At 71.7% G+C, this 21442-nt stretch carries 18 protein-coding genes and 1 pseudogene; 15 read left to right on the top strand and 4 right to left on the bottom strand.

What is annotated here, in order from left to right:
- The first annotated feature begins 11 nt into the window (after positions 1 to 11).
- The 8 genes and pseudogenes from ACIHAD_RS01980 (at position 12) to ACIHAD_RS01945 (ending at position 7675) form a co-directional block, all read left to right on the top strand.
- Entirely contained in the window at positions 12 to 923 is a 912-nt protein-coding gene (locus ACIHAD_RS01980) for a 6-phosphogluconolactonase (protein ID WP_397352440.1), read from the top strand.
- Positions 920 to 1849, top strand: a complete 930-nt coding sequence (locus ACIHAD_RS01975) for a PfkB family carbohydrate kinase (RefSeq protein ID WP_397352439.1) — start codon at positions 920 to 922, stop codon at positions 1847 to 1849. Before ACIHAD_RS01980 ends, ACIHAD_RS01975 begins: the two co-directional genes overlap by 4 nt.
- Positions 1846 to 2571, top strand: a complete 726-nt coding sequence (locus ACIHAD_RS01970) for a GntR family transcriptional regulator (RefSeq protein WP_397352438.1) — start codon at positions 1846 to 1848, stop codon at positions 2569 to 2571. Before ACIHAD_RS01975 ends, ACIHAD_RS01970 begins: the two co-directional genes overlap by 4 nt.
- Before the next feature lie 58 nt (positions 2572 to 2629).
- Positions 2630 to 3325, top strand: coding sequence for a response regulator transcription factor (locus ACIHAD_RS01965; protein WP_397352437.1), 696 nt, complete (start codon positions 2630 to 2632; stop codon positions 3323 to 3325).
- Positions 3326 to 3373: 48 nt separating this feature from the next.
- Positions 3374 to 4306: a hypothetical protein gene (locus tag ACIHAD_RS01960; protein ID WP_397352436.1), complete on the top strand. Its 933-nt coding sequence runs from the start codon at positions 3374 to 3376 to the stop codon at positions 4304 to 4306.
- Between the two features lie 153 nt (positions 4307 to 4459).
- On the top strand, positions 4460 to 6274 hold the full coding sequence (locus ACIHAD_RS01955) for a glycoside hydrolase family 15 protein (RefSeq protein WP_397352435.1): 1815 nt from the start codon (positions 4460 to 4462) through the stop codon (positions 6272 to 6274).
- Between the two features lie 231 nt (positions 6275 to 6505).
- Positions 6506 to 6715: pseudogene (locus ACIHAD_RS01950) on the top strand (TrmO family methyltransferase); the annotation flags it as partial.
- Positions 6716 to 6853: 138 nt separating this feature from the next.
- Complete coding sequence (locus tag ACIHAD_RS01945) at positions 6854 to 7675, top strand: alpha/beta fold hydrolase (RefSeq protein WP_397352434.1); 822 nt, start codon at positions 6854 to 6856, stop codon at positions 7673 to 7675.
- A 114-nt stretch (positions 7676 to 7789) separates the two neighbouring features.
- Here the strand turns inward: ACIHAD_RS01945 and ACIHAD_RS01940 are convergent, their stop codons facing one another.
- Entirely contained in the window at positions 7790 to 8716 is a 927-nt protein-coding gene (locus tag ACIHAD_RS01940) for a zinc-binding alcohol dehydrogenase family protein (protein WP_397352433.1), read from the bottom strand.
- Between the two features lie 123 nt (positions 8717 to 8839).
- On the opposite strand from ACIHAD_RS01940, the gene ACIHAD_RS01935 reads away from it, so the two are divergent.
- A complete protein-coding gene (locus tag ACIHAD_RS01935; protein ID WP_397352432.1) occupies positions 8840 to 9253 on the top strand; it encodes a MarR family winged helix-turn-helix transcriptional regulator in 414 nt (137 codons plus the stop codon).
- A gap of 111 nt (positions 9254 to 9364) precedes the next feature.
- On the opposite strand, the gene ACIHAD_RS01930 is transcribed toward ACIHAD_RS01935, so the two are convergent.
- Entirely contained in the window at positions 9365 to 9934 is a 570-nt protein-coding gene (locus tag ACIHAD_RS01930; RefSeq protein WP_397352431.1) for a YbhB/YbcL family Raf kinase inhibitor-like protein, read from the bottom strand.
- Positions 9935 to 10201: 267 nt separating this feature from the next.
- On the opposite strand from ACIHAD_RS01930, the gene ACIHAD_RS01925 reads away from it, so the two are divergent.
- The 3 genes from ACIHAD_RS01925 to helR all read left to right on the top strand — a co-directional run bounded on the left by ACIHAD_RS01925 (position 10202) and on the right by helR (position 14105).
- A complete protein-coding gene (locus tag ACIHAD_RS01925) occupies positions 10202 to 10474 on the top strand; it encodes a GlsB/YeaQ/YmgE family stress response membrane protein (RefSeq protein ID WP_397352430.1) in 273 nt (90 codons plus the stop codon).
- Positions 10475 to 10642: 168 nt separating this feature from the next.
- Positions 10643 to 11632, top strand: coding sequence for a sporulation protein (locus ACIHAD_RS01920; RefSeq protein WP_397352429.1), 990 nt, complete (start codon positions 10643 to 10645; stop codon positions 11630 to 11632).
- A 313-nt stretch (positions 11633 to 11945) separates the two neighbouring features.
- On the top strand, positions 11946 to 14105 hold the full coding sequence (gene helR / locus ACIHAD_RS01915; RefSeq protein WP_397352428.1) for an RNA polymerase recycling motor ATPase HelR: 2160 nt from the start codon (positions 11946 to 11948) through the stop codon (positions 14103 to 14105).
- Positions 14106 to 14125: 20 nt separating this feature from the next.
- Here the strand turns inward: helR and ACIHAD_RS01910 are convergent, their stop codons facing one another.
- Together ACIHAD_RS01910 and sigJ are read right to left on the bottom strand one after the other, a co-directional pair.
- Entirely contained in the window at positions 14126 to 15319 is a 1194-nt protein-coding gene (locus ACIHAD_RS01910) for an NAD(P)/FAD-dependent oxidoreductase (RefSeq protein WP_397352427.1), read from the bottom strand.
- Between the two features lie 91 nt (positions 15320 to 15410).
- Positions 15411 to 16358 carry an RNA polymerase sigma factor SigJ gene (gene sigJ / locus ACIHAD_RS01905; protein WP_397352426.1) on the bottom strand — a complete coding sequence of 316 codons (948 nt, stop codon included), beginning with the start codon at positions 16356 to 16358 and terminating at the stop codon, positions 15411 to 15413.
- Positions 16359 to 16554: 196 nt separating this feature from the next.
- Here sigJ and ACIHAD_RS01900 point away from each other — a divergent pair, with 196 nt between their 5' ends.
- From ACIHAD_RS01900 to ACIHAD_RS01890, 3 genes are all read left to right on the top strand, one after another.
- Positions 16555 to 17415, top strand: coding sequence for an alpha/beta fold hydrolase (locus ACIHAD_RS01900; protein WP_397352425.1), 861 nt, complete (start codon positions 16555 to 16557; stop codon positions 17413 to 17415).
- 558 nt (positions 17416 to 17973) lie between these two features.
- Positions 17974 to 18459 (top strand): hypothetical protein, encoded by a 486-nt coding sequence (locus ACIHAD_RS01895; protein ID WP_397352424.1) that lies wholly within the window; start codon positions 17974 to 17976, stop codon positions 18457 to 18459.
- Positions 18456 to 21293, top strand: coding sequence for a M48 family metalloprotease (locus ACIHAD_RS01890; protein WP_397352423.1), 2838 nt, complete (start codon positions 18456 to 18458; stop codon positions 21291 to 21293). The genes ACIHAD_RS01895 and ACIHAD_RS01890 overlap by 4 nt, the downstream gene beginning before the upstream one ends.
- Positions 21294 to 21442 lie beyond the last annotated feature (149 nt).

The raw sequence follows: 21442 nt of genomic DNA, 5'->3' as shown, positions 1-21442 counted from the left end.
GGAGGAGTGACGTGACCACCGCCAGCGCGAGGCACCTCGACTACCCCTACCCCCGCACGTCGGCCGAGCTGACCGACGAGATGTTGTCCATGCCCGCCGAGGACGTGGCGGCCATCGCCCGCCACCCGCTGACCGTCTGCCCCGACACGACCGAGCTCTACTACCGGCTGGCCCGGGAGATGGCCGACGAGTTACGCGCCCGCAACATGCGCGGCGAGCCCACCCGCTGGATCCTGCCCGTGGGCCCGAAGGCGCAGTACCCGATCCTCGCGCGCATCTGCAACGAGGAGCGCATCAGCTGGGCCGACGTGTTCGCCTTCCACATGGACGAGTTCCTCGACTGGCAGGGCCGGCCGGTGGACCCCTCGCACCCCTTCAGCTTCCGCGGCTACTGCGACCGCAACCTCTACCAGCTCCTCGACCCCGACCTGCGGCCCCACCCCGACAACGTGGTCTTCCCCGACGTGTTCGACCCCGACGCGTTCGGCGAGCGCCTGCGCGGCGCGGGCGGCGCCGACACCTGCTATGCGGGCTTCGGCTTCCGGGGGCATCTGGCCTTCAACGAGCCGCCGTCCACGCGCTGGCACCAGTACACCGCCGAGGAGTTCGCCGCCTCGACCACGCGCGTCGTCCCCCTGCTCGACGACACGATCGTGGCCCACTCCCACCGCGTGACCGGCGGCTACACGCAGGCGATCCCGCGCATGGCGATCACCGTCGGCATGTCGGAGATCCTGTCCGCCCGCCGGCTGCACCTCGTCACCGACGGCGGCGCCTGGAAGCGCTACATCGTCCGGGTCCTGCTGCTCACCACCGAGCCGGACGTGCTGCTCCCGGTGACCTTCGCCCACCGCCATCCCGACGTACGCGTGACCGTCGACGCCGACAGCATCGCGCCCTGCGCCCTGGGGCTGGGCTCGTGACCGTCGTCGCTATCGGCGCCTACATCGTCGACCTCTACATGTTCGGAGACCACCTGCCGGAGCCGGGCGAGAGCGTCAACGCCGCCGACTACGCCACCGCGCACGGCGGCAAGGCCGCCAACGTGGCCGTCGCCGCCGCCCGGCTGGGCGCCCCCGCGCGGTTCCTCGGCTGCCTCGGCGACGACGCCGCCAGGCCGGTGGCGCTGGCCGAGCTGCGCGCCGAGGGCATCGAGGTCGGCGACTGCACCACGGCCGTCGGCGTGGCGACCGGGCGCAGCTTCGTCTACGTCGACTCCGGCGGCAGGCAGATGGTCATGACCTGGCCGGGGGCCGCCGACCTGCTGCTGCCCGCCCAGGCGGCCACCGTCGCCGCCGGCCTGCCCGCCGGGTCGGTGCTCGTCCTCCAGGGCGAGATCCCGCTGGAGATCTCCTACGCCGCCGCGACGGCGGCCCCGGCGGGCGTGCGCGTCCTGCTCAATCCCAGTCCCGCGGGACCGTTCCGCGAGGGGACCGGGAAGGAGCTGTTGGCCAGGGCCGACCTGGTGGTGCTCAACGAGGGCGAGCTGTCCGCCCTGGCCGGGGACACCCCCGGCGACCTGGACGACCTGCGCGGCCGGACCAGAGGACGCACCGTCGTCGTCACCCGCGGCGAGCACGGCGCCGAGATCGCCGACGACGGCGGCACTATGCTGATCGACGTCCCCAGCGTGCGCGTTGTGGACACCACCGGCGCGGGTGACGCCTTCACCGGCGCCCTGGCGGCCGCCCTCTGCGCCGGCGCGGGCCTGGTGCGCGGCGTCCGGCTCGCCTGCCAGGTGGCGACCGTCTCGGTCACGCGCCGGTTCTGTGCCCCCAGCTACCCATCGGCCGCCGAGCTCGGCATCGCCCCGCTCCGCGGTCCGTCCGTGCAGGAGAGACCCGCGTGACACGACGTCATCCCACCCTGGCCATCCAGATCCGTGACCGGCTGCACGCCCTGATCGTCGAACAGGGGCTGCGCCCCGGTGACAGGCTGCCGTCGGAGAACGAGCTCATGACCCTGTTCGACGTCGGGCGCACCAGCATCAGAGAGGCGTTCAAGCTCCTGGAACAGGAAGGGCTCATCCAGGCCAGGCACGGCGACGGCCGCTACCTCACCACGCAGCCCAGCCTGGACCGGCCGCTGACCCGCCTCGAAGGCGTGACCGAGATGCTGGCCAGCCGGGGGTACACGGCCGACAACACCGTCCTCGACGTCGCGGCCACCGAGCCGGACCGCCACCAGCGCGAGCTGCTGCAACTCCCGCCCGGCGAGGCCATCGTCCGGCTGGAACGCCTGCGCCGGCACCGGGACGACGCGCTGCTGTACTCGATCGACCTGTTCCCGCGCTCGCTCATCGGCCGCCCCCTGGACGAGGTGGACTGGACCGGCTCGCTGTTCCAGCTCCTCACCGAGCAGGGCCACACCATCGCCTACGCCGTCGCCCAGGTCCGGGCGGTGACCCTCAGCCACACCCAGGCCGAGCGCATCGGCACCCACGAGGACGGCGGCGCCTGGCTGCTGCTGCTCCAGACCCACCACGACAGCGCCGGACGGCCGGTGCTGTATTCGCAGGACTACCACAGGGGCACCGACTTCTCCTTCCACCTGGTGAGACGCCGCGACTGAGAGAGCCGCCGCCGCGTACCGACCGCCCGCCGTTCGCCGACGCAGAGAGGATCATGCGATGAGTGCCATCACGCTGGAGGCCGGCCAGCCGATCCCGGCCTCCCCTTCCAGCCTCCGTGCGAGGTGCTCCAGGCTGTCCGTCTTCTGGCTCGCCGAGGACGAGGTCTCCTTCTACGGGCTCCCGCCGCTGCTGATGAAGGTGTCGAACGTGGCCGGGGTCGCGGTCGTGCGCAGCTCGGCGGAGGCCAGGCTGCTGCTGGCCGGCGAGGACTTCGACGTGGCGGTGATCCCGCTCGCCGTCCTGCCGGACGTGCTCGGCGGCGGCCCCCGCCGGGCCCGCCCGCGGATCCTGGCCATGGTGCGGCAGGGGGAGGAGCTCGCCCCCTGCCTCGCCCAGCGGTACGGCCTGGCCGGTTGCCTGCTGTGGGACGAGATCAATGTCGCCGGCTTGTCGGGCACCTTCGAGCGGCTGCTGCGCGGCGACGCGCCCGTCCCGTCCAGAGGCGGCCCCGACCTGCTCGGGCGCCTGACCGAGCGCGAGCACATGGTCCTGGCGCTGCTGCTGCGCGGCATGAGCAACCACCAGATCGCCCGCGCGATGGGCATCTCCATCCACGGGGTCAAGCGCCACATCTCGAACCTGCTCGTCAAGTTCAACTGCTCCAACCGCACCGAGGTCGCCCTGGTCGCCCAGCGTCTCGGCCTCGACCCTGCCGCCCGCACCCCGCGACACCTGAGCAGCACCGGCACGTAGCACGTACGACGAACCATCCCCGAACGGTCATCGAGAAACGGAGTGACAATGGACGTCCCTCTCATGGAACTCAGCGGCCGAGCCCCCGTCGTCAGGCTGCACGACATCGAGGCGGACATGGCCGCCGCCACCGACGCCATCAGGTCGCAGCTGACCGGATGGGGCTTCATGGCCGCGGAGGTGCCCGGCATCGGCGAGCGCGTCGAGGCCATGATGAACGAGTTCGCCGCGGCCTGCCGGGCGACCGGGCCGAGCCTGTCCGACTACGCCTACGACGTCGTCCCGCAGCTCGCCGTCGGCGGCACGCACGGGTTCTTCCCGTACAACTCGGAGATCCCGCGCCTGGCCAACGGCGTGCCCGACCCGAAGGAGTTCATCCACGTCAGCGGTGCCATGATCGGCGACCAGCCGCCCGGGGCGGCCGACGTGCTGCGGGCCTTCCCGGCGTTCGGCACCCGCGCCGCCGAGGTGTTCGACATCGCCTTCCGGCTGATCTCGCTCTTCGGCGAGGTCGTCCGGGGGATGATGCCGCCCGGCACGCCCGAGCTGGACCTGTCGCACGACGCGACGAACCTGCGGGTGATCCACTACCGGGACGTGGGCGACCGCCAGGTGCTGGCCCACGAGCACTCCGGCATCCAGATGCTCGGCCTCCAGCTACCCCCGTCCGACCAGGGCCTGCAGTACGTCCTGCACGACGGCACCTGGGTCGAGCCGGTGATCGCCGGGACGGACGTCGTGCTGTGCAACATCGGCCGGATGCTCACCAGCGCCTCCGACGGGCGGTTCCGGCCGTCCACGCACCGGGTGCACACCAGGCCGATGCCCGCCGGCTACGAGCGCCTGTCGTCGGTGCTCTTCGCCTACCCGCAGCACAAGGCCCGCCAGTGGAAGATGGTGGACGGCGAGCTGATGACGCTGAACTCCACCTGGGGCGACTTCATCGAGAGCCGCTTCCAGGGGCTCGGCAAGCAGTCCTGACCACCCCGCCTCCTGGCGGCCCCGGCGGCCGTCAGGAGCGCTGCGGGCGGCCGGGAGCGAGCCCGAACGCGCCACCTGCGCCGCCGCCCGGACGCGTCGGCCGAAACCGGTCACGAGGTTTGAGTACCGCTCTGACCTGGGAGAACTGCTGCGATGGGTGGAGCAGACGGTGACCGCTACCTGCCGATCGCCGAGCACGGCCTCATCGGCGATCTGCGCAGCGTGGCCCTGGTCGGCACCGACGGCACCATCGACTGGTACTGCTGCCCGGCCTTCGACTCGCCCAGCGTCTTCGCCGCGATCCTCGACGCCGACCGGGGCGGGGCGTTCGAGCTGGCCACCGACGTGCCGGCGCGTACCAAGCAGTTCTACTTCCCCGACACCAACGTGCTCATCACCCGCTTCTTCACCGAGAGCGGGGTGGGCGAGGTCCAGGACTTCATGCCGATCATCGGCGAGCCGGGCGGCAGCGGCCGGCAGCGGCTGATCCGCCGGGTGCTCTGCGTGCGCGGCTCGCTGCCCTTCCACGCGCGGGTGGCCCCCCGCTTCGGCTACGGCGCCGAGCCGCACACCGTGCGCGAGGTCGACGGCCTGACCGTCTTCGAGTCCGTCCACCTGACGCTCGCGCTGAGCGCCACCGTGCCGGTCGAGTCCGACGGGCGCGACGTGCGGGCGGCCTTCACCCTCGCGGAGGGCGAGTCGGAGGTGTTCGCGCTCGACCGGGTCGAGGCCGAGATCCCGCCGCTCGGGTGCCCGCACATCGAGGCGGAGGAGCAGCTGACCGCCACGGTGGCGTTCTGGCGCACATGGCTGTCGGCCTCCCGCTACCGGGGCAGGTGGCGGGAGATGGTCCACCGCTCGGCGCTGACGCTCAAGCTGCTGACGTACGCGCCGACCGGCGCGATCGTCGCCGCGCCGACGACCAGCCTGCCCGAGCTGATCGGCGGCGAGCGCAACTGGGACTACCGCTACCTCTGGATCCGCGACGCCGCCTTCTGCGTCTACGCCCTGCTCCGGCTGGGCTTCACCGGCGAGGCCGAGGCGTTCATGTCGTTCCTGACCCGGTACGTCAGCCTGCGCGGCCCCGGCCCCAACGGCCCCCTCCAGATCATGTACGGCATCGACGGCCGCACCGACCTGCCCGAACGGCAGCTCGACCACCTGGAGGGCTACCGCGGCTCGGCCCCCGTACGCGTCGGCAACGCCGCCGCCGGCCAGCTCCAGCTCGACATCTACGGCGCCCTCATCGACTCCGTCTACCTCTACGACAAATGGGGCAAGCCCATCTCCAGCGACCACTGGGACGCCGTCTGCGCCCTGGTCGACTGGGTCTGCGACAACTGGGACCAGCCCGACGAGGGCGTCTGGGAGACCCGGGGCGGGCGCAAGAAGTTCCTGTACTCCCGGCTGATGTGCTGGGTCGCCATCGAACGCGCCATGCGCATGGCCGCCCGCCGGGGCCTGCCCGCCGACATCCCCCGCTGGCGCGGGGCCCGCGACGACCTCTACCGGCAGATCATGGCCCACGGCTGGTCCGACGTGCGGCAGGCGTTCGTCCAGCACGAGGACGACGACGTCCTCGACGCGGCGCTGCTGATGATGCCGCTGGCCAAGTTCGTCTCGCCCACCGACCCCAAGTGGCTGTCCACCCTCGACGCGCTCACCCACGACCTGGTCTCCGACTCGCTGGTCTACCGCTACGACCCCGACGCCAGCCCCGACGGCCTGCGCGGCCAGGAGGGCACGTTCTCCATCTGCTCCTTCTGGTACGTCGAGGCGCTGGTCCGCGCCGGCCGGGTGGAGGAGGCGCGCCTGGCCTTCGAGAAGATGCTGACCTACGCCAACCACCTCGGCCTGTACGCCGAGGAGATCGGCCGCACCGGCGAGCAGCAGGGCAACTTCCCGCAGGCGTTCACCCACCTGGCACTGATCAGCGCCGCCTTCAACCTCGACCGCGCCCTCGGCTGACAGCCGGGTCCCCGGGCCGTCGCGCGCTTGATCCACGCGCCGGCGATTGATCAGAAGTCACGAATGCCGCAGGCTTGCAGGGCGCGCCGACGGCGGCGCGCACTCCGGCATCTCCGGACGGACGCCGACCCGCCGGCCCGACCGGGCTCCCAGCGAAGGAGCCAGGACTCATGACCGAATACACGCTGCGCCCCGTCGGGCACGTCGAGTCGGCTCGACCGCTCCGACCGCGACACCCTCACCGTCCACCCGCGCGGCGACGCCACCCGCTCGCTCACCGGCGTCTTCGCCACCCGCGCGCCGGACCGGCCCAACCCGATCGGCCTGCACCCCGTCCACATCCTCGCCGTCGAGGGCCGGCGCGTGCATGTCCGCAACCTCGAAGCCCTCGACGCGACCCCGATCCTGGACGTCAAACCCCTCCTCACCCCGGACCGCTGACCGCCGGCACGGGCTGCGCAAGGGTGCCAGCGTTCTGCCAGGTGGGTGACAGCGGCGGCGGCCATGCTGCTGTCTCCACCGACGTGAAGGCAGGACGTGATGGGCGGCAGGACGACGACGCAATGGCAGTCCGCGGAAGTGACCTCCCGGGACGGGACGACGATCGCCGTGCTCAGCGCGGGGCGGGGCCCCGGGCTGCTGGTGATCCCCGGGAACAACCGGCGCGCCCACCACTACGGGGCTCTGGCGCACGAGCTGTCCGGCACGCACAGCGTGCACGTGATCGAACGGCGCGGACGCGGCCCCAGCGGCCCACAGGGGCCGGCGTACAGCGTGGAGACCGAGGTCGACGACGCGATCGCCGTCATGAACCACACCGGTGCGCGTCTGGTCTTCGGGCACAGCTACGGCGGCCTCGTCGCCCTGCACCTCGGGCTGCGCCGACGGGTGGACGCGCTCATGGTCCACGAACCGGGCGTGAGCATCGACGGCTCCTTCCCCGCCCACTGGGTGCCCTCCTTCACCCGCCTGCTGGGGGAGGGGAGGCACACCGCGGCGATGGCGACCTTCCTCAAGGCCACCCGCCTCGCCCCCGTCGGCGACGCGCCGACGCCGGTGTTCCGCGTGCTGGCGTTCCTGCTGCTGCGCGGGGCCGAGGGGCAGGACACCCGCGCGATGATGGCGACGACCCCGGCCGAGATACGCGAGATCATCCGCCTGGACTCCGACGGCAGCGGGTACGCGAACGTGGACTCCCCGACGCTGCTGCTCGGCGGCGACAGGTCCCCCGGCTACCTCACCGGCGTGCTCGCCCGTCTGGCCCACGTCATGCCCGACGCCCGGCACGAGATCATCACCGGGCTCGACCACAACGCTCCCGACCTGAACGCCCCCGAGATCATCGCCGAACACGTCCGGACCTTCGTGCGGTCCCGCGTCCCGGGGGAGCAGCCCCGCTGAGCGGCGTGCGCGCACTCCGGCGCCGGCCTCACCGGGCCCTCGTCGTGGGCGCCGGCGGGTTGCGGTCCCGCTCGCTTCCGCTGTCCGACGCGGCCTCCTCCTCGGCGGTGACGGTCAGGGGACGAGAACGACGCGGTCGCCGGTCTCGGCGTCCCAGACCCGCGCGACCTCGGCGAGGGGCACGGCGCGCGCCTGGACGTCGATCGCGCCGGCGGCCACCGCCGAGGCCAGTTCCGGCAGTTCGGCGAGGAAGTCCCGGGCGGGGACCGAGCCGATGCCGCTGCCGACGATCCGCAGGCGGGCCGCGCGCAGCGCCGCGGACGGGATCGGCGCGGTCTGGCCGGCGAGCGAACCGATCTGGATCCAGGTCAACGGGACGGCGCGGTCGGCGCGGGCGGTGAGCATCGGGATCATCGCCCCGGCGGCGGGTTCGCCCCAGACGTAGTCGAGGACCACGTCGACGTCGGCCGCGCGGCCGATCTCGTCGAAGGTGATCGTCTCGTCGGCGCCGAGCGCGGTCAGCGCCTTCAGACGGGTGGTGTCGCGGCCGGCGCCGATGACGTGGGCGGCGCCGAACAGCTTGGCGATCTGGACCGCCATCCGTCCGGCGTTGCCGGTGGCGCCGAGGACGAGGACGCGCTGACCGGCCCGGAAGTCGACGCGCCGGCGCAGCGCGACCCAGGACGACATGGCCGGGTTCATCGCGGCGGCGATCCGTACGGGGTCGATGCCGTCGGGCAGGATCACGCTGCGGCGGGGGTCGATGAGGGTGCGGTCGGCGAACGTCCCGTTGGGGGTGCCGTCCAGGACGACGTAGCGGAGGTTGCCCTCCTTGTCGCGTACGACGCCGTCGGCGCCGGGGACGAGCGGGTACCCGCCGTCGGCGGAGTAGTGCGAGCCGTTCGCCTTGGACCGGGTCAGATGGTGCAGGCCGGCGGCGAGCACCTGGACGAGCATCTCGTCGTCGTGGCGTTCGGCCGGGTCGGGGTGCTCGCGATAGACCGGCGGGGTGTCGGGCGCCTGGATGACGGCAGCGTGCATGGTGACCTCCGAAGGATGGTTTGTATTCCCAACTACCCCTTCAGGATGGTTGGGAATACAAACAATGTCAACCTCGAAGGCGCGCATAGTTGGGACTGCCAACCATGGGGCTAGCATGGCGGCATGACCGCCGCCGACGACGCCATGGACGCCCTGGTCCGGACCACTTTCGAGGTGACGGGCGTGCTGACCCGCATCGGTGCCGCCCACGACATGTCGCTCACCCAGCTCCGGGTGCTCGGCATCCTCCGCGACCGCCGCGCCCGGGTCACCGACCTGGCCGCCTACCTCGGCCTGGACAAGTCCACGATGTCCGGCCTCATCGACCGCGCCCAGCGCCGTGGCCTGCTGACGCGCGCCAAGAACCTCGAAGACGGCCGGGTCGTCGAGGTGTACGCGACCCCGGCGGGGCTCGAACTCGCCCAGCGCGTCGAGGACGAGATCCGGCGCGCCCTGGCGCCCGCGGTCGGCCGCCTGGCCCCCGAACAGCTCGATCGGCTCGCCGGCCTGCTCGACGTCGTCTCGTCCCGGTCGTAGCCACGAGAGGCCGGCGGGCGTGAACCCCGCGTGCGGAGGGGGTCCGCGGAGTCGTGGCGTGGCCCGCCGGACCCGGCCGCTCCCGGGCGGGCCCGGCGGGCTCGCGAGTGGTCAGGACCCGCCGGACAGCACGGCCGTCCCCAGGGACGCGCCGGAGATGACCCGCGCCGCGGTCGTCGTGGACGAACCGGACGTCAACTCGGACAGGGCGGCCCCGTCGAGGGCGTGCACGGTGAACTGGTAGGTGTTGACCGACCAGGGCGAACACGGCCCCTGGTAGCCGTACAGGCTCGCGCTCCCGCGGTAGTAGACCTGCCGGGCACCGGCGGGGGACGCGGGCCGGTAGGCGTGCTCGACGTTCTGCGGCAGCGAGGTCACGCCCGCCGGGATGTCGTAGATCACCCAGTGGATGAGGTTGTTGTTGTCGAGGTCTCGCATGACCAGGGCGTAGCCGCGGGTCCCGGCCGGACCGGCGCTCCAGGTCAGGGGCGGGGACTCGTTGCGGCGGCCGGGGTCGGTCTGGCCGCCGCTGGTGCACTCGTGCACCTTCGGGACGATCCCGCCCTCGGTGAAGGCGGTGCTGGTCAGGGTGAAGGCGGTGGCGGACGCCGGTGCCGCCATGGCGGTCGCGGCGGTCGTCAGGGCGAGCAGGGCGTGCGGCATGATTCGTCCGACGGTCACAAAGGGCTCCTGAGAGGGTTCGGTGCGCCGTTCGTTCGCGTCTGCTGTTCGTGGGGTGTGCCCGCAGTGTAGGCACCGGCGGCTCGCCCCGCCACCACCGCGAACGGCACAAACCCGTCGGCACAGTCCGCCATGAACCGATATCAGGCTGAGTCATCCGGTTTCTTTGAGTTTAGGCAGGGAAGCAAAGGCGCTGTCAGGCCGGGGGCCACTCCTCCCCCCACGAGAAGTGGCGACACCCGGCGCGGCAGAACGGGAGCGTGAAGCGTGGAAGTCACCGGCATCATCTCCGCCCTCATCATCGGGCTTGTCATCGGCGTCCTCGGCCGGCTGGTCGTGCCGGGCCGTCAGAGCATTCCTATCTGGCTCACCATCGTGATCGGCATCGTCGCGGCCCTCATCGGCACCGTGATCGCCGCCGCGGTCGGCGTCGCGGACACCCGCGGCATCGACTGGATCGAACTGGTCATCCAAGTGGTGCTCGCCGCTCTGGGGGTGGCCCTGGCGGCGGGCCTCTACGGCAGACGCAGCGTCAGGTAGACCGGGACACGCCGGGATCCCGGAGCGCGGCACACAGGCCGGGCTCCGGGATCTCGCCGTGCCGACGCCCCCGCATACGTTTTCGCCATAACCGGAACCGGGGCAGGCCGGAGATCGTTGTGCGGGTCGGCTGCACACATTTCGATCTTCGACAGGGAGAACAAAGCCGTGGTCTTCAAACGCATGCTGGGTGCCTTCGGCGTCGGCGCGCCCTCGGTGGACACCGTCCTGGCGACCCCGCGCGTCCAGCCGGGCGGCAGGCTGTCCGGCGAGGTACGGCTCAAGGGCGGCGACTTCGACGCCGAGATCGAGCACGTCACCCTCGGCCTGGTCGCCCGCGTGGAGTTCGAGCACGGCGACGGCGAGCACGCGGGGGCGGGGGAGTTCTCCCGCGTCCAGGTGTCCGGCCCGTTCCTGCTGCGCCAGGGCGAGGAGCGTACGATCCCGTTCGAGATCGGCGTCCCGTGGGAGGCGCCGATCAGCCAGATCGGCGGGCAGCCGCTGCACGGCATGGCGCTGGGCGTGCGCACCGAGCTCGCCATCGCCAAGGCGGTCGACAAGGGCGACCTCGACGAGGTCGCGGTCGAGCCGCTGCCCTCCCAACTGCGCATCCTGGAGGCGCTGCGGCAACTCGGCTTCGCGTTCAAGTCCGCCGACCTGGAAGCCGGCCATCTGTACGGCGTGCGCCAGGAGCTGCCCTTCTACCAGGAGATCGAGTTCTACCCGGCAGGCCGGTACGCCGGCGTGCTCGGCGAGCTCGAAGTGACCTTCGTGGCCGACCCGGCGGGGCTGGAGGTCGTCCTGGAGGCCGACAAGCGCGCCGGCCGCTACTCCGGCGACGCGATCGGCCGCTTCACCGTCAGCCACGCCGACGCCCTGCACACCGACTGGCCCGGCGAGCTCGACCGCTGGCTGTCCGGCCTGACCTCCCACGCCCACCCGGGCTTCGCGCATGGCGACCACCACGGTTACGGCGACCACCACGGCCACGGCGACCACCACGGCCACGGCCACCACGAGCAGCACCGCAGCGGGCCGGGCTGGGGCGCGGTGGCCGCGGCCGGCGCCGCCGGCGTGGTCGGCGGCCTGGTGGCGGGCGAGATCGTCGAGGAGATCTTCGAAGGCGACGAGGACGAGGGCGGCGACGGCGACTGGTGACCCCGCACCGGTGATCCGCCCGTCAGGGGCGGGTCACCGGCTTCCGCCGGTCACGCGAATCCTGGTGGTTCCGCCGGTCACGCGAATCGTGGTGGGCGCCCTCACGTCGAGGCTGTGAGCCGTTCGACGCCTTGTGGGGGATTGCTCCTGCATTGCGGAGCGAAGTCGGAAAAAAGGAGCTTCTACTCCTTTCCACTCTCAACGTATAGCGCACCGGGGGGCTTGCGGCAAGCCCCCCGTCGTGGCGCAGAATCGTCCGCCGAGGCCAGAGGCCTTGCCATGCGAAGACCGACCTCGTAGCGGAGCCACAGATATGAATCCCCTGACCACCAGCGTGTTCGACCTGCCCGGCAACCTCGCCGCCAAGGCCGACCCGGCGCTGATCGCCGTCGACGAGCGGCACTTCGCGGCGCTCGCCGAGAGCCTGGAGCAGTCGATCGCCGACCTGTCCGCCCGCCTGGACGCCGAACGCAGGGCTCCGGGCGGCAAGGGCCGGCAGGCGCTCGACCGGGACCTGGAGATCCACCGCCTGGCCGCCCGCCTGCGTACGCTGCGCCGCTTCGGCCTGGATCTGTGCCTCGGCCACATGGTCACCGCCGACCATCCCGAACCGGTGTACGTCGGACGCCTCGGCCTCACCGACCGCGCCGGCCGCCGCCTGCTGCTCGACTGGCGTTCGCCCGCGGCCGAGCCGTTCTTCGGCGCCACCCACGCCAACCCCATGGGCCTGACCAGCCGCCGCAGATACCGCTGGACCCGCGGCCGGATCAGCGACTACTGGGACGAGGTGTTCACCGCCGACGGCTTCGAAGGGCACGCCGCCCTCGACGACCAGTCCGCCTTCATCGCCAGCCTGGGCGGCAACCGTTCGCCCAGGATGCGGGACGTGCTCGGCACCATCCAGGCCGACCAGGACGCCATCATCCGGGCCGGATCCCGCGGCGCCCTGGTCGTGGACGGCGGCCCCGGCACGGGCAAGACCGTCGTCGCCCTCCACCGCTCGGCCTACCTCCTCTACTCCGACCCACGGCTCGGCCACAACAGGGGCGGCGTGCTGTTCGTCGGCCCGCACCAGCCCTACCTGGCCTACGTCGCCGACGTCCTGCCCAGCCTGGGGGAGGAGGGCGTACGGACCTGCACCTTGCGGGACCTCGTGCCCGAGGGGGCGGCGGCGGTTCCCGAGCCGGACCCGGAGGTGGCCCGGCTGAAGGCGTCCGCGGACATGGTGAAGGCGATCGAGCCGGCCGTCAGGTTCTACGAGAACCCGCCCGCCAAGGGCATGACGGTCACCACGCACTGGGCCGACGTCCGGCTGAGCGCCGAGGACTGGGCCGAGGCGTTCGAGGCCGCCGAACCCGGCACGCCGCACAACGAGGCGCGCGACCAGATCTGGGAGGAGCTGCTCACGATCCTCATCGACAAGCACGACCGGCACGACGAGGACGACGTCTCGCCGGACCTGCTCCGCCGGTCACTGCTGGCGAACCGGGAGCTGCGCGCCGCCTTCAACCGCGCCTGGCCGCTGATCGAGGCCACCGACCTCGTCGGCGACCTGTGGACGGTCCCCGCCTACCTGCGGCTGTGCGCCCCCTGGCTGAGCCCGGACGAGATCCGGCGGCTCCAGCGCGCGAACGCCCAGTCCTGGACGGTCTCCGACCTGCCGCTCCTGGACGCGGCCCGCCAGCGCCTCGGCGACCCGGAGGCGTCCCGCAGAAAGCGCAGGCAGGAGGCCGTGCTCGCCGCCCAGCGCGAGCGCATGGCCCAGGTCGTCGACAACCTGATCGAGGCCGACGACGACGGCGAGGGCCTGGTGACGCAGCTGCGCCGGGCGGACCTCCAGCGGAACCTGGTGGACGAGTCGGAGCTGCCCACGCTGGAGCCGGATCTGCTCGCCGGGCCGTTCGCGCACGTCGTCGTGGACGAGGCCCAGGAGCTGACCGACGCGGAGTGGCAGATGTTGCTGCTGCGCTGCCCGTCCAGGAGCTTCACCATCGTCGGGGACCGTGCCCAGGCCAGGCACGGGTTCACCGAGTCGTGGGAGGAACGGCTCGGCCGGGTCGGGATCGACCGCGTCGAGCAGGCCGGCTTGAGCGTCAACTACCGGACCCCGGCGGAGATCATGGCCGAGGCCGAGCCGGTCATCCGGGCCGCGCTCCCGGACGCCAACGTGCCGGCCTCCATCCGGGAGAGCGGCGTCCCCGTCACGCGCGGGCCGGTCGCGGAGCTGGACACGATCCTCGACGCCTGGCTGGCGGCGAACGCCGAGGGCATCGCCTGCGTGATCGGGGACCCGGCCTTCCCGGAGCGGCCCCGGGTCCGGTCGCTGACGCCGGAGCTGTCGAAGGGGCTGGAGTTCGACCTGGTCGTCCTGGTCGATCCGGACAGGTTCGGCGAGGGCGTCGAAGGCGCGGTCGACCGGTATGTCGCGATGACCCGGGCGACCCGGCAGCTCGTCGTCCTCACGACCCCCTGACGGGGGCCCGCCGTCGCGCTCTACGCCTGCGCCCTGACGGCCGGGCCGGTCGCGGCGCGCGGCCGGGTGACGCGGCGGCGCCGGGCCGGCAGGCCCAGCATCGGGTTGGCGACCCCCCAGGCGGCGCCCTTGCAGACCAGCTCCTTGTAGACGGCGGCGGCCCGCCCGGTCAGCACCGTGGGCACGGCGCGGTCGTCGGCGGTGACGAACTGGATCAGCCCGTTGTCCCGGCCCAGCGAGACGCACTGGTTGAAGTAGCGCAGCGGCGTGTTCGGAAGCTTCCCGCCGGTCAGCCGCGCCGCGATCGAGTCGGCGGCCTGCCAGGCGGTCGGGATCCCCGACGCGCACGACATCCGCAGCGGCTTGTCCCCGGGGCCCATCGCCATGGCGGCGTCGCCGACGGCGTACACGTCCGGGTGCGAGACCGAGCGCATCGTCCGGTCGACCACGATCTGGCCGGTGCCGGTGACCTCCAGGGTGGTCGCCCGAGGGATCGGGTGCACGGCGAAGCCGGCCGTCCAGACGGTCACCGCGGCCGGGATGGGCTCGCCGGCGGTGGTGACGCGGTCGGCCTCGACGCCGGTGACGGCGGTGTGCTCGTGCACGCTGACCCCGAGCCCGGTGAGGACCTTCCGCACGTGCGCGCGGCCCTTCGGCGAGAGCCAGTCGCCGAGCCCGCCGCGGGCGGCCAGGGCGACGTCGAGGTCCGGGCGGGCCTCGGCGATCTCGGCCGCGGCCTCCAGCCCGGTGAGCCCGCCGCCGACGACGACCACGCTCTGCCCCGCGTCGAGCCCGGCCAGACGCTCGCGCAGCCGCAGCGCCCCCGGACGGCCGGCGACGTCGTAGGCGTGCTCGGCGGTCCCGGGCACGCCCTCGGCGTTCCAGCCGCTGCCGAGCGCGTAGACCAGCGTGTCGTAGGTCAGCTCCTCGGCGCCGCCCGCGCCGGTCACCGTGACGGTCCGGCGGTCGGCGTCGAGGCCGGTGACCGTCCCGAGCCGCAGCTCGACGCCGGTGCCCGCGAACATCTCGCGGAACGGCCGGGGCCTGAGGTCCTGGCCGGTCGCCACCTGGTGCAGGCGGACGCGCTCGACGAAGTCGGGCTCGGCGTTGACGAGGGTGATGGCGACGTCCTCGTGGCGCAGCCGCCTGGCGAGGCGGCCGGCGACGATGGTTCCGGTGTAGCCGGCTCCGAGGACGATGATCCGCTGCTGCATTTCCTCGCTCCTGTCTGACGCGGGTTCGCCACCTGAACCGGACGGCCCGCGTTTTCCTGACAGGATCACGATGTGAAGCGCGTCACACCGCTCACCAGGCGACTCTGAGCAGCGGCTCCCCGTGGTCGGTGGCGGCCCATTGCGCGGTCGCGCGGGCGAGCTTGTCGGGGTTGACCTGGTTGCGGAACGCGGCGATGCCCTCGGCGGTGACCTCCAGGCACATGACGCCGACGACCCGGCCGTCCACGACCGCGACGACGGCCGGCTCGCCGTTGGCCGTCCAGGCGTGGATCTCGGGCGAGCCGCCGACCAGGGTGAGCTTGGCCTTGCCGGGCTTGAGCAGGCCCCACAGGAACGTCGCGACCGCGACGGCGCCCTCGAACGCCTTGGCGCGGGCCGGCACCTTGCCGCCGCCGTCGCCGATCGAGATGGCGTCCTGGGTGAGCAGGCGTACGAGCGGCTCGGTCTGCCCGCTGCCGGCGGCGGCCAGGAACTCCTCGACGATCCGCCGGGCGGCGGCCTCGTCGACCTCGGTGCGGGCCCTGCCGTCGGCGACGTGCTTCTTGGCGCGGTGGAAGATCTGCTGGCTGGCCGACTCGGTGATGTCGAGGATCTCGGCGATCTCCCGGTGGGAGTGGTCGAAGGCCGTCCGCAGCACGTAGACCGCCCGCTCGTTGGCGGAGAGGCGTTCCATCAGGGTCAGGACGGCGTACGAGACCGATTCGCGCTGCTCGGCGGTGTCGGCCGGGCCGAGCATCGGGTCGCCGGCGAGCAGCGGCTCGGGCAGCCACTGGCCCACGTACGTCTCGCGGCGCGCCCGCGCGGAGCCGAGCTGGTTGAGGCACAGGTTGGTGAGCACTTTCGTCAGCCACGCCTCGGGAACCTCGACACGTCCGGCGTCGGCGGCCTGCCAGCGCAGGAACGTCTCCTGCACGGCGTCCTCGGCCTCGGCGGCGGAGCCGAGCATGCGATAGGCGATGGCCTCCAGGCGGGGTCTGGCGGTCACGAACCGGTCGACGTCGTCCGCGGTCAAAGGCATGGCCCGATCCTAGAACGTCCCCATATGCGGCGCGTCGCGGGTTCGCCCCCTGTACCCACCCACCGAACGAGCCCCAGCAACGCCCCCATCCGAAACCCGTCCCTCCGGCTCTCACCGCCCCGCCGCAGTGGAACGCGGGGCCCTCGCGTGGATCGTGGCTGTGTTGATCGGCGGCCGTCGCGGGTAGAGGCGGCCGATGTTCGACGACTTCGCGACCGGCATGATCGACGTGGGCGAGACCGAACTCTTCGTCCGGTACGGCGGCTCCGGCTCGCCCGTCCTGCTGCTCCACGGCCACCCCCGTACACACGCGACCTGGCACCGCGTCGCCCCCCTCCTGGCCCCCCACCACACGGTCGTCTGCCCCGATCTGCGCGGGTACGGCCGCTCCGGCAAGCCGCCCACCACCCCCGACCACGCCCCGTACTCCAAGCGCGCCATGGCCCGCGACATGGTCGCCCTCATGCGCTCGCTGGGCCACGAGCGGTTCGCCGTCGCCGGCCACGACCGCGGCGCCTACGTCGCCCACCGCCTGGCCGCCGACCACCCCCACGCCGTCACGCGCCTGGTCGTGATGGACGGCATCCCCATCGGCGAGGCGCTGGCCAGGGCCGACGCCCGCTTCGCGGCCTCCTGGTGGCACTGGTTCTTCCTCGGCCAGACCGCCGACCCCGCCGAACGCGTCATCAACGCCGACCCCGACGCCTGGTACAAGGGCACCGCCGAGCAGATGGGCCAGGAGGCGTACGAGGACTTCCGCCGGGCCGTCCACGACCCCGAGACCGTCCACGCGATGTGCGAGGACTACCGCGCCGGCCTGACCGTGGACCGCGCGGCCGACGACGCCGACCGCGCCGCCGCCCGCCGCCTCACCTGCCCGACCCTGTTCCTCTGGACGTCCAAGGACGACATGGAGGACCTGTACGGCGACCCGCTGGCGATCTGGCGCACCTGGGCCGACGACGTGACCGGCCACCCGATCGACAGCGGCCACCACGTAGCCGAAGAGGCCCCGGACGAACTGGCCGCCTCCCTGCTGGCGTTCCTGCGCGAATGACGCCCTGACGCGACGGTCAGGTTCGAGGGAGACGCGGCGCGCGCCCATCACCGTCGGAAATTCGGCGGCCGATGCCTCGCCGGCTTCCGGACCTCCACGAGGAAAGGCAATACTTTCACCCACCTGGACAGGCACATTCCGGAGTCTGATATCGAAGCCGACTTCCAGCGCCGGACGTGGACCTGTGAGCCCGCCTGCGATGGCATCCGTTCACATAGAAAGCCGCAGACCTGACGGCCTTCACGTTCACGAAATGACGAAAGAGAACGTCTTGAATAACGGTCCGACCCAAAACTGCTGAACTGAACGAGCGTTGTTCAAGAGGACTCCGAGGACAGGCGCCGGCCCCCGGCGAGCACACCGGCCACTACAACACTCATGCGATTTTCCGCGTTCGCCTACAGCGCCAGACTCCTTCAGTGAGGATGGTGATCCTGCACAGTGCGGCAAGTGCATCACAGAACGCGATGAAGAGAGGGCCTCATGAGTTCTGGAGCAGCTTCGCCCAGCAGCGGCGGTCATGTGAGCAGGGCGGGGACCACCAGGGTTCGCGACGTCGTGCGCGATGTGGTGGCGGAGACCGCGCCGGAGGAACTCCTGCTCGTGGACGGGCTGGCCAGGCTCGATGACGATGTCGTGATTCAGCGCCTGGGGCGACGGGGCGACAGGCGTGAGCCGTTGGGGTTCGGTCTGGGGGAGATCGCGGCCCTGGTGACTCCGGTGGTGTGGCTCATGGTCGACGAGGCCGCACGGCGGGTGGGGAACGCCGCCGTGGACGGCGCGGCGGCAAGAACGAAGGCCGTGCTGCGCAAGATCTTCCGAAGGCCGGCAGCGGCCGTCTTCGTCCCTGATCTGACGCGTGAAGAGCTCGCAGAGGTCCACCGGCGGGTGCTTGAGACCGCTGTGGAGCACGGGCTCGACGACACTCGCGCACGGCTCATCGCCGACGCCGTAGTGGGCAGGCTCGCGCTGGCCGCACCGAAGGGGGACGCGCAGGAACCGGACGGCCCGGACAACGGCGCCGCCTTGACGAAGAACCAGTGACGCGGACCATGGCCGCCGCGCCGCGAATCGACGAGCGGGCGATGGGCGCGGGCACGACCATGCGTTTCATCCTGCTGTTGACCCTGCTGCTGGTGAGTAGCGGGTCGATGATGCAGGTCGTGGCCAGCACGTACTACGGCGGGTACGGATACGGCTGTCTGCTCGCCGCCGGCGGCGATCCCACCCAGGGCACCAACCGGGCCGTCTCCGCGAGGATCATCGCGTACCACGACGCCTACTGGGCATGCGTGGATCGCTACGAGCCTGCGGCGCCTTGGTGGCTGCCCCTCCTGTGGCCGGTCCTGGTGGTGGCGGCGGCCGTGGCACTCTTCTTGTGCCTGCCGAGCTGGAAGGCCTGGCGGGGCCGGCTCGTACCGCTGGACGTGATCGACCACGACGGCGAGATCCGGCGCGGGCTGGAGGATTTCGCCGCGGTGGCCGGCCTGGCTCGCGTGCCCCGGATCGTTGTGGACCTGACGGCGGTCACGACCGACGCCGTCGTCTTCGGCAGCAGTCGCCGCCCGATCGTGTGCCTGCATGGTGGGCTGCTCGCCCGCAGGACCGCCGCTCCCGACGGCTTCCGGGCGACCGTCATGCACGAGTTCGCCCACATCCGCAACGGCGACGTCACCATCACCTACGCCACCATCGTCGTGTGGCGGGTGTTCGTCGTCCTCGTGCTCCTCCCGTACGTCCTCTGGTACCTCACCGCGATTCCCACCTCCGTACGGTCACCGTTCTGGCCTGGCGAGACGGCGCTCACCACGCGAGGGCTGCTGCTTCCGGTCTGCATGATCCTCCTGGTCTATCTCGCCCGTTCGGACGTCCTGCGCAGCCGGGAGATCTACGCTGACCTCGCCGCGACGCGCTGGGGCGCTGACCTGCGCTCTCTGGCGTTCACGGTGTCCGCCCCGGCCAGGGGCCGGTTGCGGCAGGCTTTCGGATCCTTTGCCGAGCTGTGGCGTACGCACCCGCGCTGGACGCTGCGTCGGGACGCTGTCACCGACTCGGCGGTGCTGTTCGGTGTGCAGGCGCTGCCGATGTTCCTGACCGGGGCCGCCGCTCCGCTCATCGACGTTCAGGTGGCGGACTACCTGCCCCTCGTCGCCAGAGGCACCTGGATGGGCCAGATGTCGGCCCTGCTGGTGGCGGGTCTGGTCACCGGTGTGGCCGGGGTCGCGCTGTGGCGTTCTGTGGCTCATGCGGTGCTGACCGGGCGCCGTGCGCCGTCCGGTGTGCGCGCGGGGTTGTGGCTGGGAGCCGGAGCAGCGGCCGGCGAACTGGTTCTGAATCGGATCGCGGTCCTGGGGTGGTTGCCGGACCACCCGGTGGTTCTGGCACTGGTGCTGTTCGCCGGGGTGGCCTTCGCCTGGTGGACCGCGCAATGCGCCGAACTGTGGGTCAGGGTCTGGCCGGGGCGTACGATCCGGCCGGCCATGCTCCTGGGGCTGGCGGCCGCATGGCTGGTGCTGTTCTCGTGGTTCGTGTGGTGGCAGAGCAGTGGTGTGCTGTTGACGAGCACAGGAACGGTCGACCTCGCCGGGATGCGTTGGATACTGCAGAACCTGTACGGCGCCTCGCCGGGCGACCATCCGGCCACGCAATCGGCGATCGGCGCAGTGTGGCCCGTCCTGACCAGCCTCGACACGCCACTCGTCCTCTCCGCGGTCATGGCCCTGTGGGTGGTGCCACTGCTCACCTGGACGTTCCGCCCGACCACCGGTCCGCCCTTGTGGGCACTCGATTCCCTGAACGAGCCCGGCCGGTCGGAGGCGCTGGACAAGGGGGTGCCGCTGCGGCGGCGGGTGCTGTGGGTCGTGCTGCTGGGGGTACTGACGTGCTGGGCCGCCGTCGCCATCGTGATGGGATACATGCACACCTGGCAGCCTCCACCCGTGGATCGAGGAGGCTTCTACGCCCTGGTCTACCAGGCGTGGGTGCTCGTGGCTCTGGTGGCCGCCGCCGCGGCGGCAGCCACGGCAGCGAGCGTCGTGGCGAGCCGTTACCGGCTGCTTGTCGCACTGATCATCGCTGAGGTTGTGGCGTTGGGCGGCCTCGCCGGCCGCTTCGTGCTCGCCGCCGCGGACGGGTGTCTCCAGCCGCTCAACACGATGGCGACTCGCTGCCACTGGCTGCCGCATCCGGCTTGGACGCTCGTTCAGACAATCACGGGCTACGTTCTCGTGCTCGCCGCGGTTGCCGCTGTTGTGGCGGCCGGAATCGTATCGGCGGCCCGAAAGGTGCGGTCCAAGACCCGAGGTGCGACCCGCGAGCTGTATTCGGCCCGGCCGAACGGCAGGCTCGCCGCGCGGCGCACCTGTACGGCTGTGCTGTGCGCTGCCGCGGTGGCGGCACCCCTCGCAGCGGCCGCACAGCAAGGATCGCCCGGACCCGGCACCCTCTCCGAGGTGCGACAGGTGGTAGGCCTCGACGATGCGGTGGTGTCCACCGAGATCAGGCAGCTTCAGATGAAGGCCTGGTGGGCACACGGCGGATGGGACCTGGACAAACGCTACAAGACCGATGTCGCACGTCTCTCCGAGAGTCTGAAGGACGCCGCTCAGGCCAGGCGTGGCAACATCGACCCGTCGATCTTCGGCCCCCTGTGCACCCGCATGAGCCAGATCGCCGGAGATGCGGGCCGCTACTTCGCGGCCCCCGACCATAAGACCCAGGCCTTCTGGCAAACATTCATCACCCAGGCCGGCAATGGAGGCCGAAACTGCCAAAAAAGCCTGGGGGAAGAGAACAGTGAGCTTTTCCTCGCGTCCATGACCGAGCTCATCGAGGCCGGGAAAGCGCTTCAATCAGCCAGAGCCGGGCTGCCGAGGTGACATACGCCTCTCGGGCCTGAAGACCACGCACCAGGCCTGCGCACTACGGGCGGGCTCCATCATGTCCCGTCATTCGTGTGAAAAGTCTCCCTGCTCCAGAAGAGTGACCCAAGGGCGGTGGCCCGCCAGGTACTACATGATCTCCAGCG

Origin of the sequence: Nonomuraea sp. NPDC052265 (genome assembly GCF_044547985.1) — a bacterium.
Lineage (GTDB): Bacteria > Actinomycetota > Actinomycetes > Streptosporangiales > Streptosporangiaceae > Nonomuraea.
This window is presented reverse-complemented; position numbering and strand designations above follow the sequence as displayed.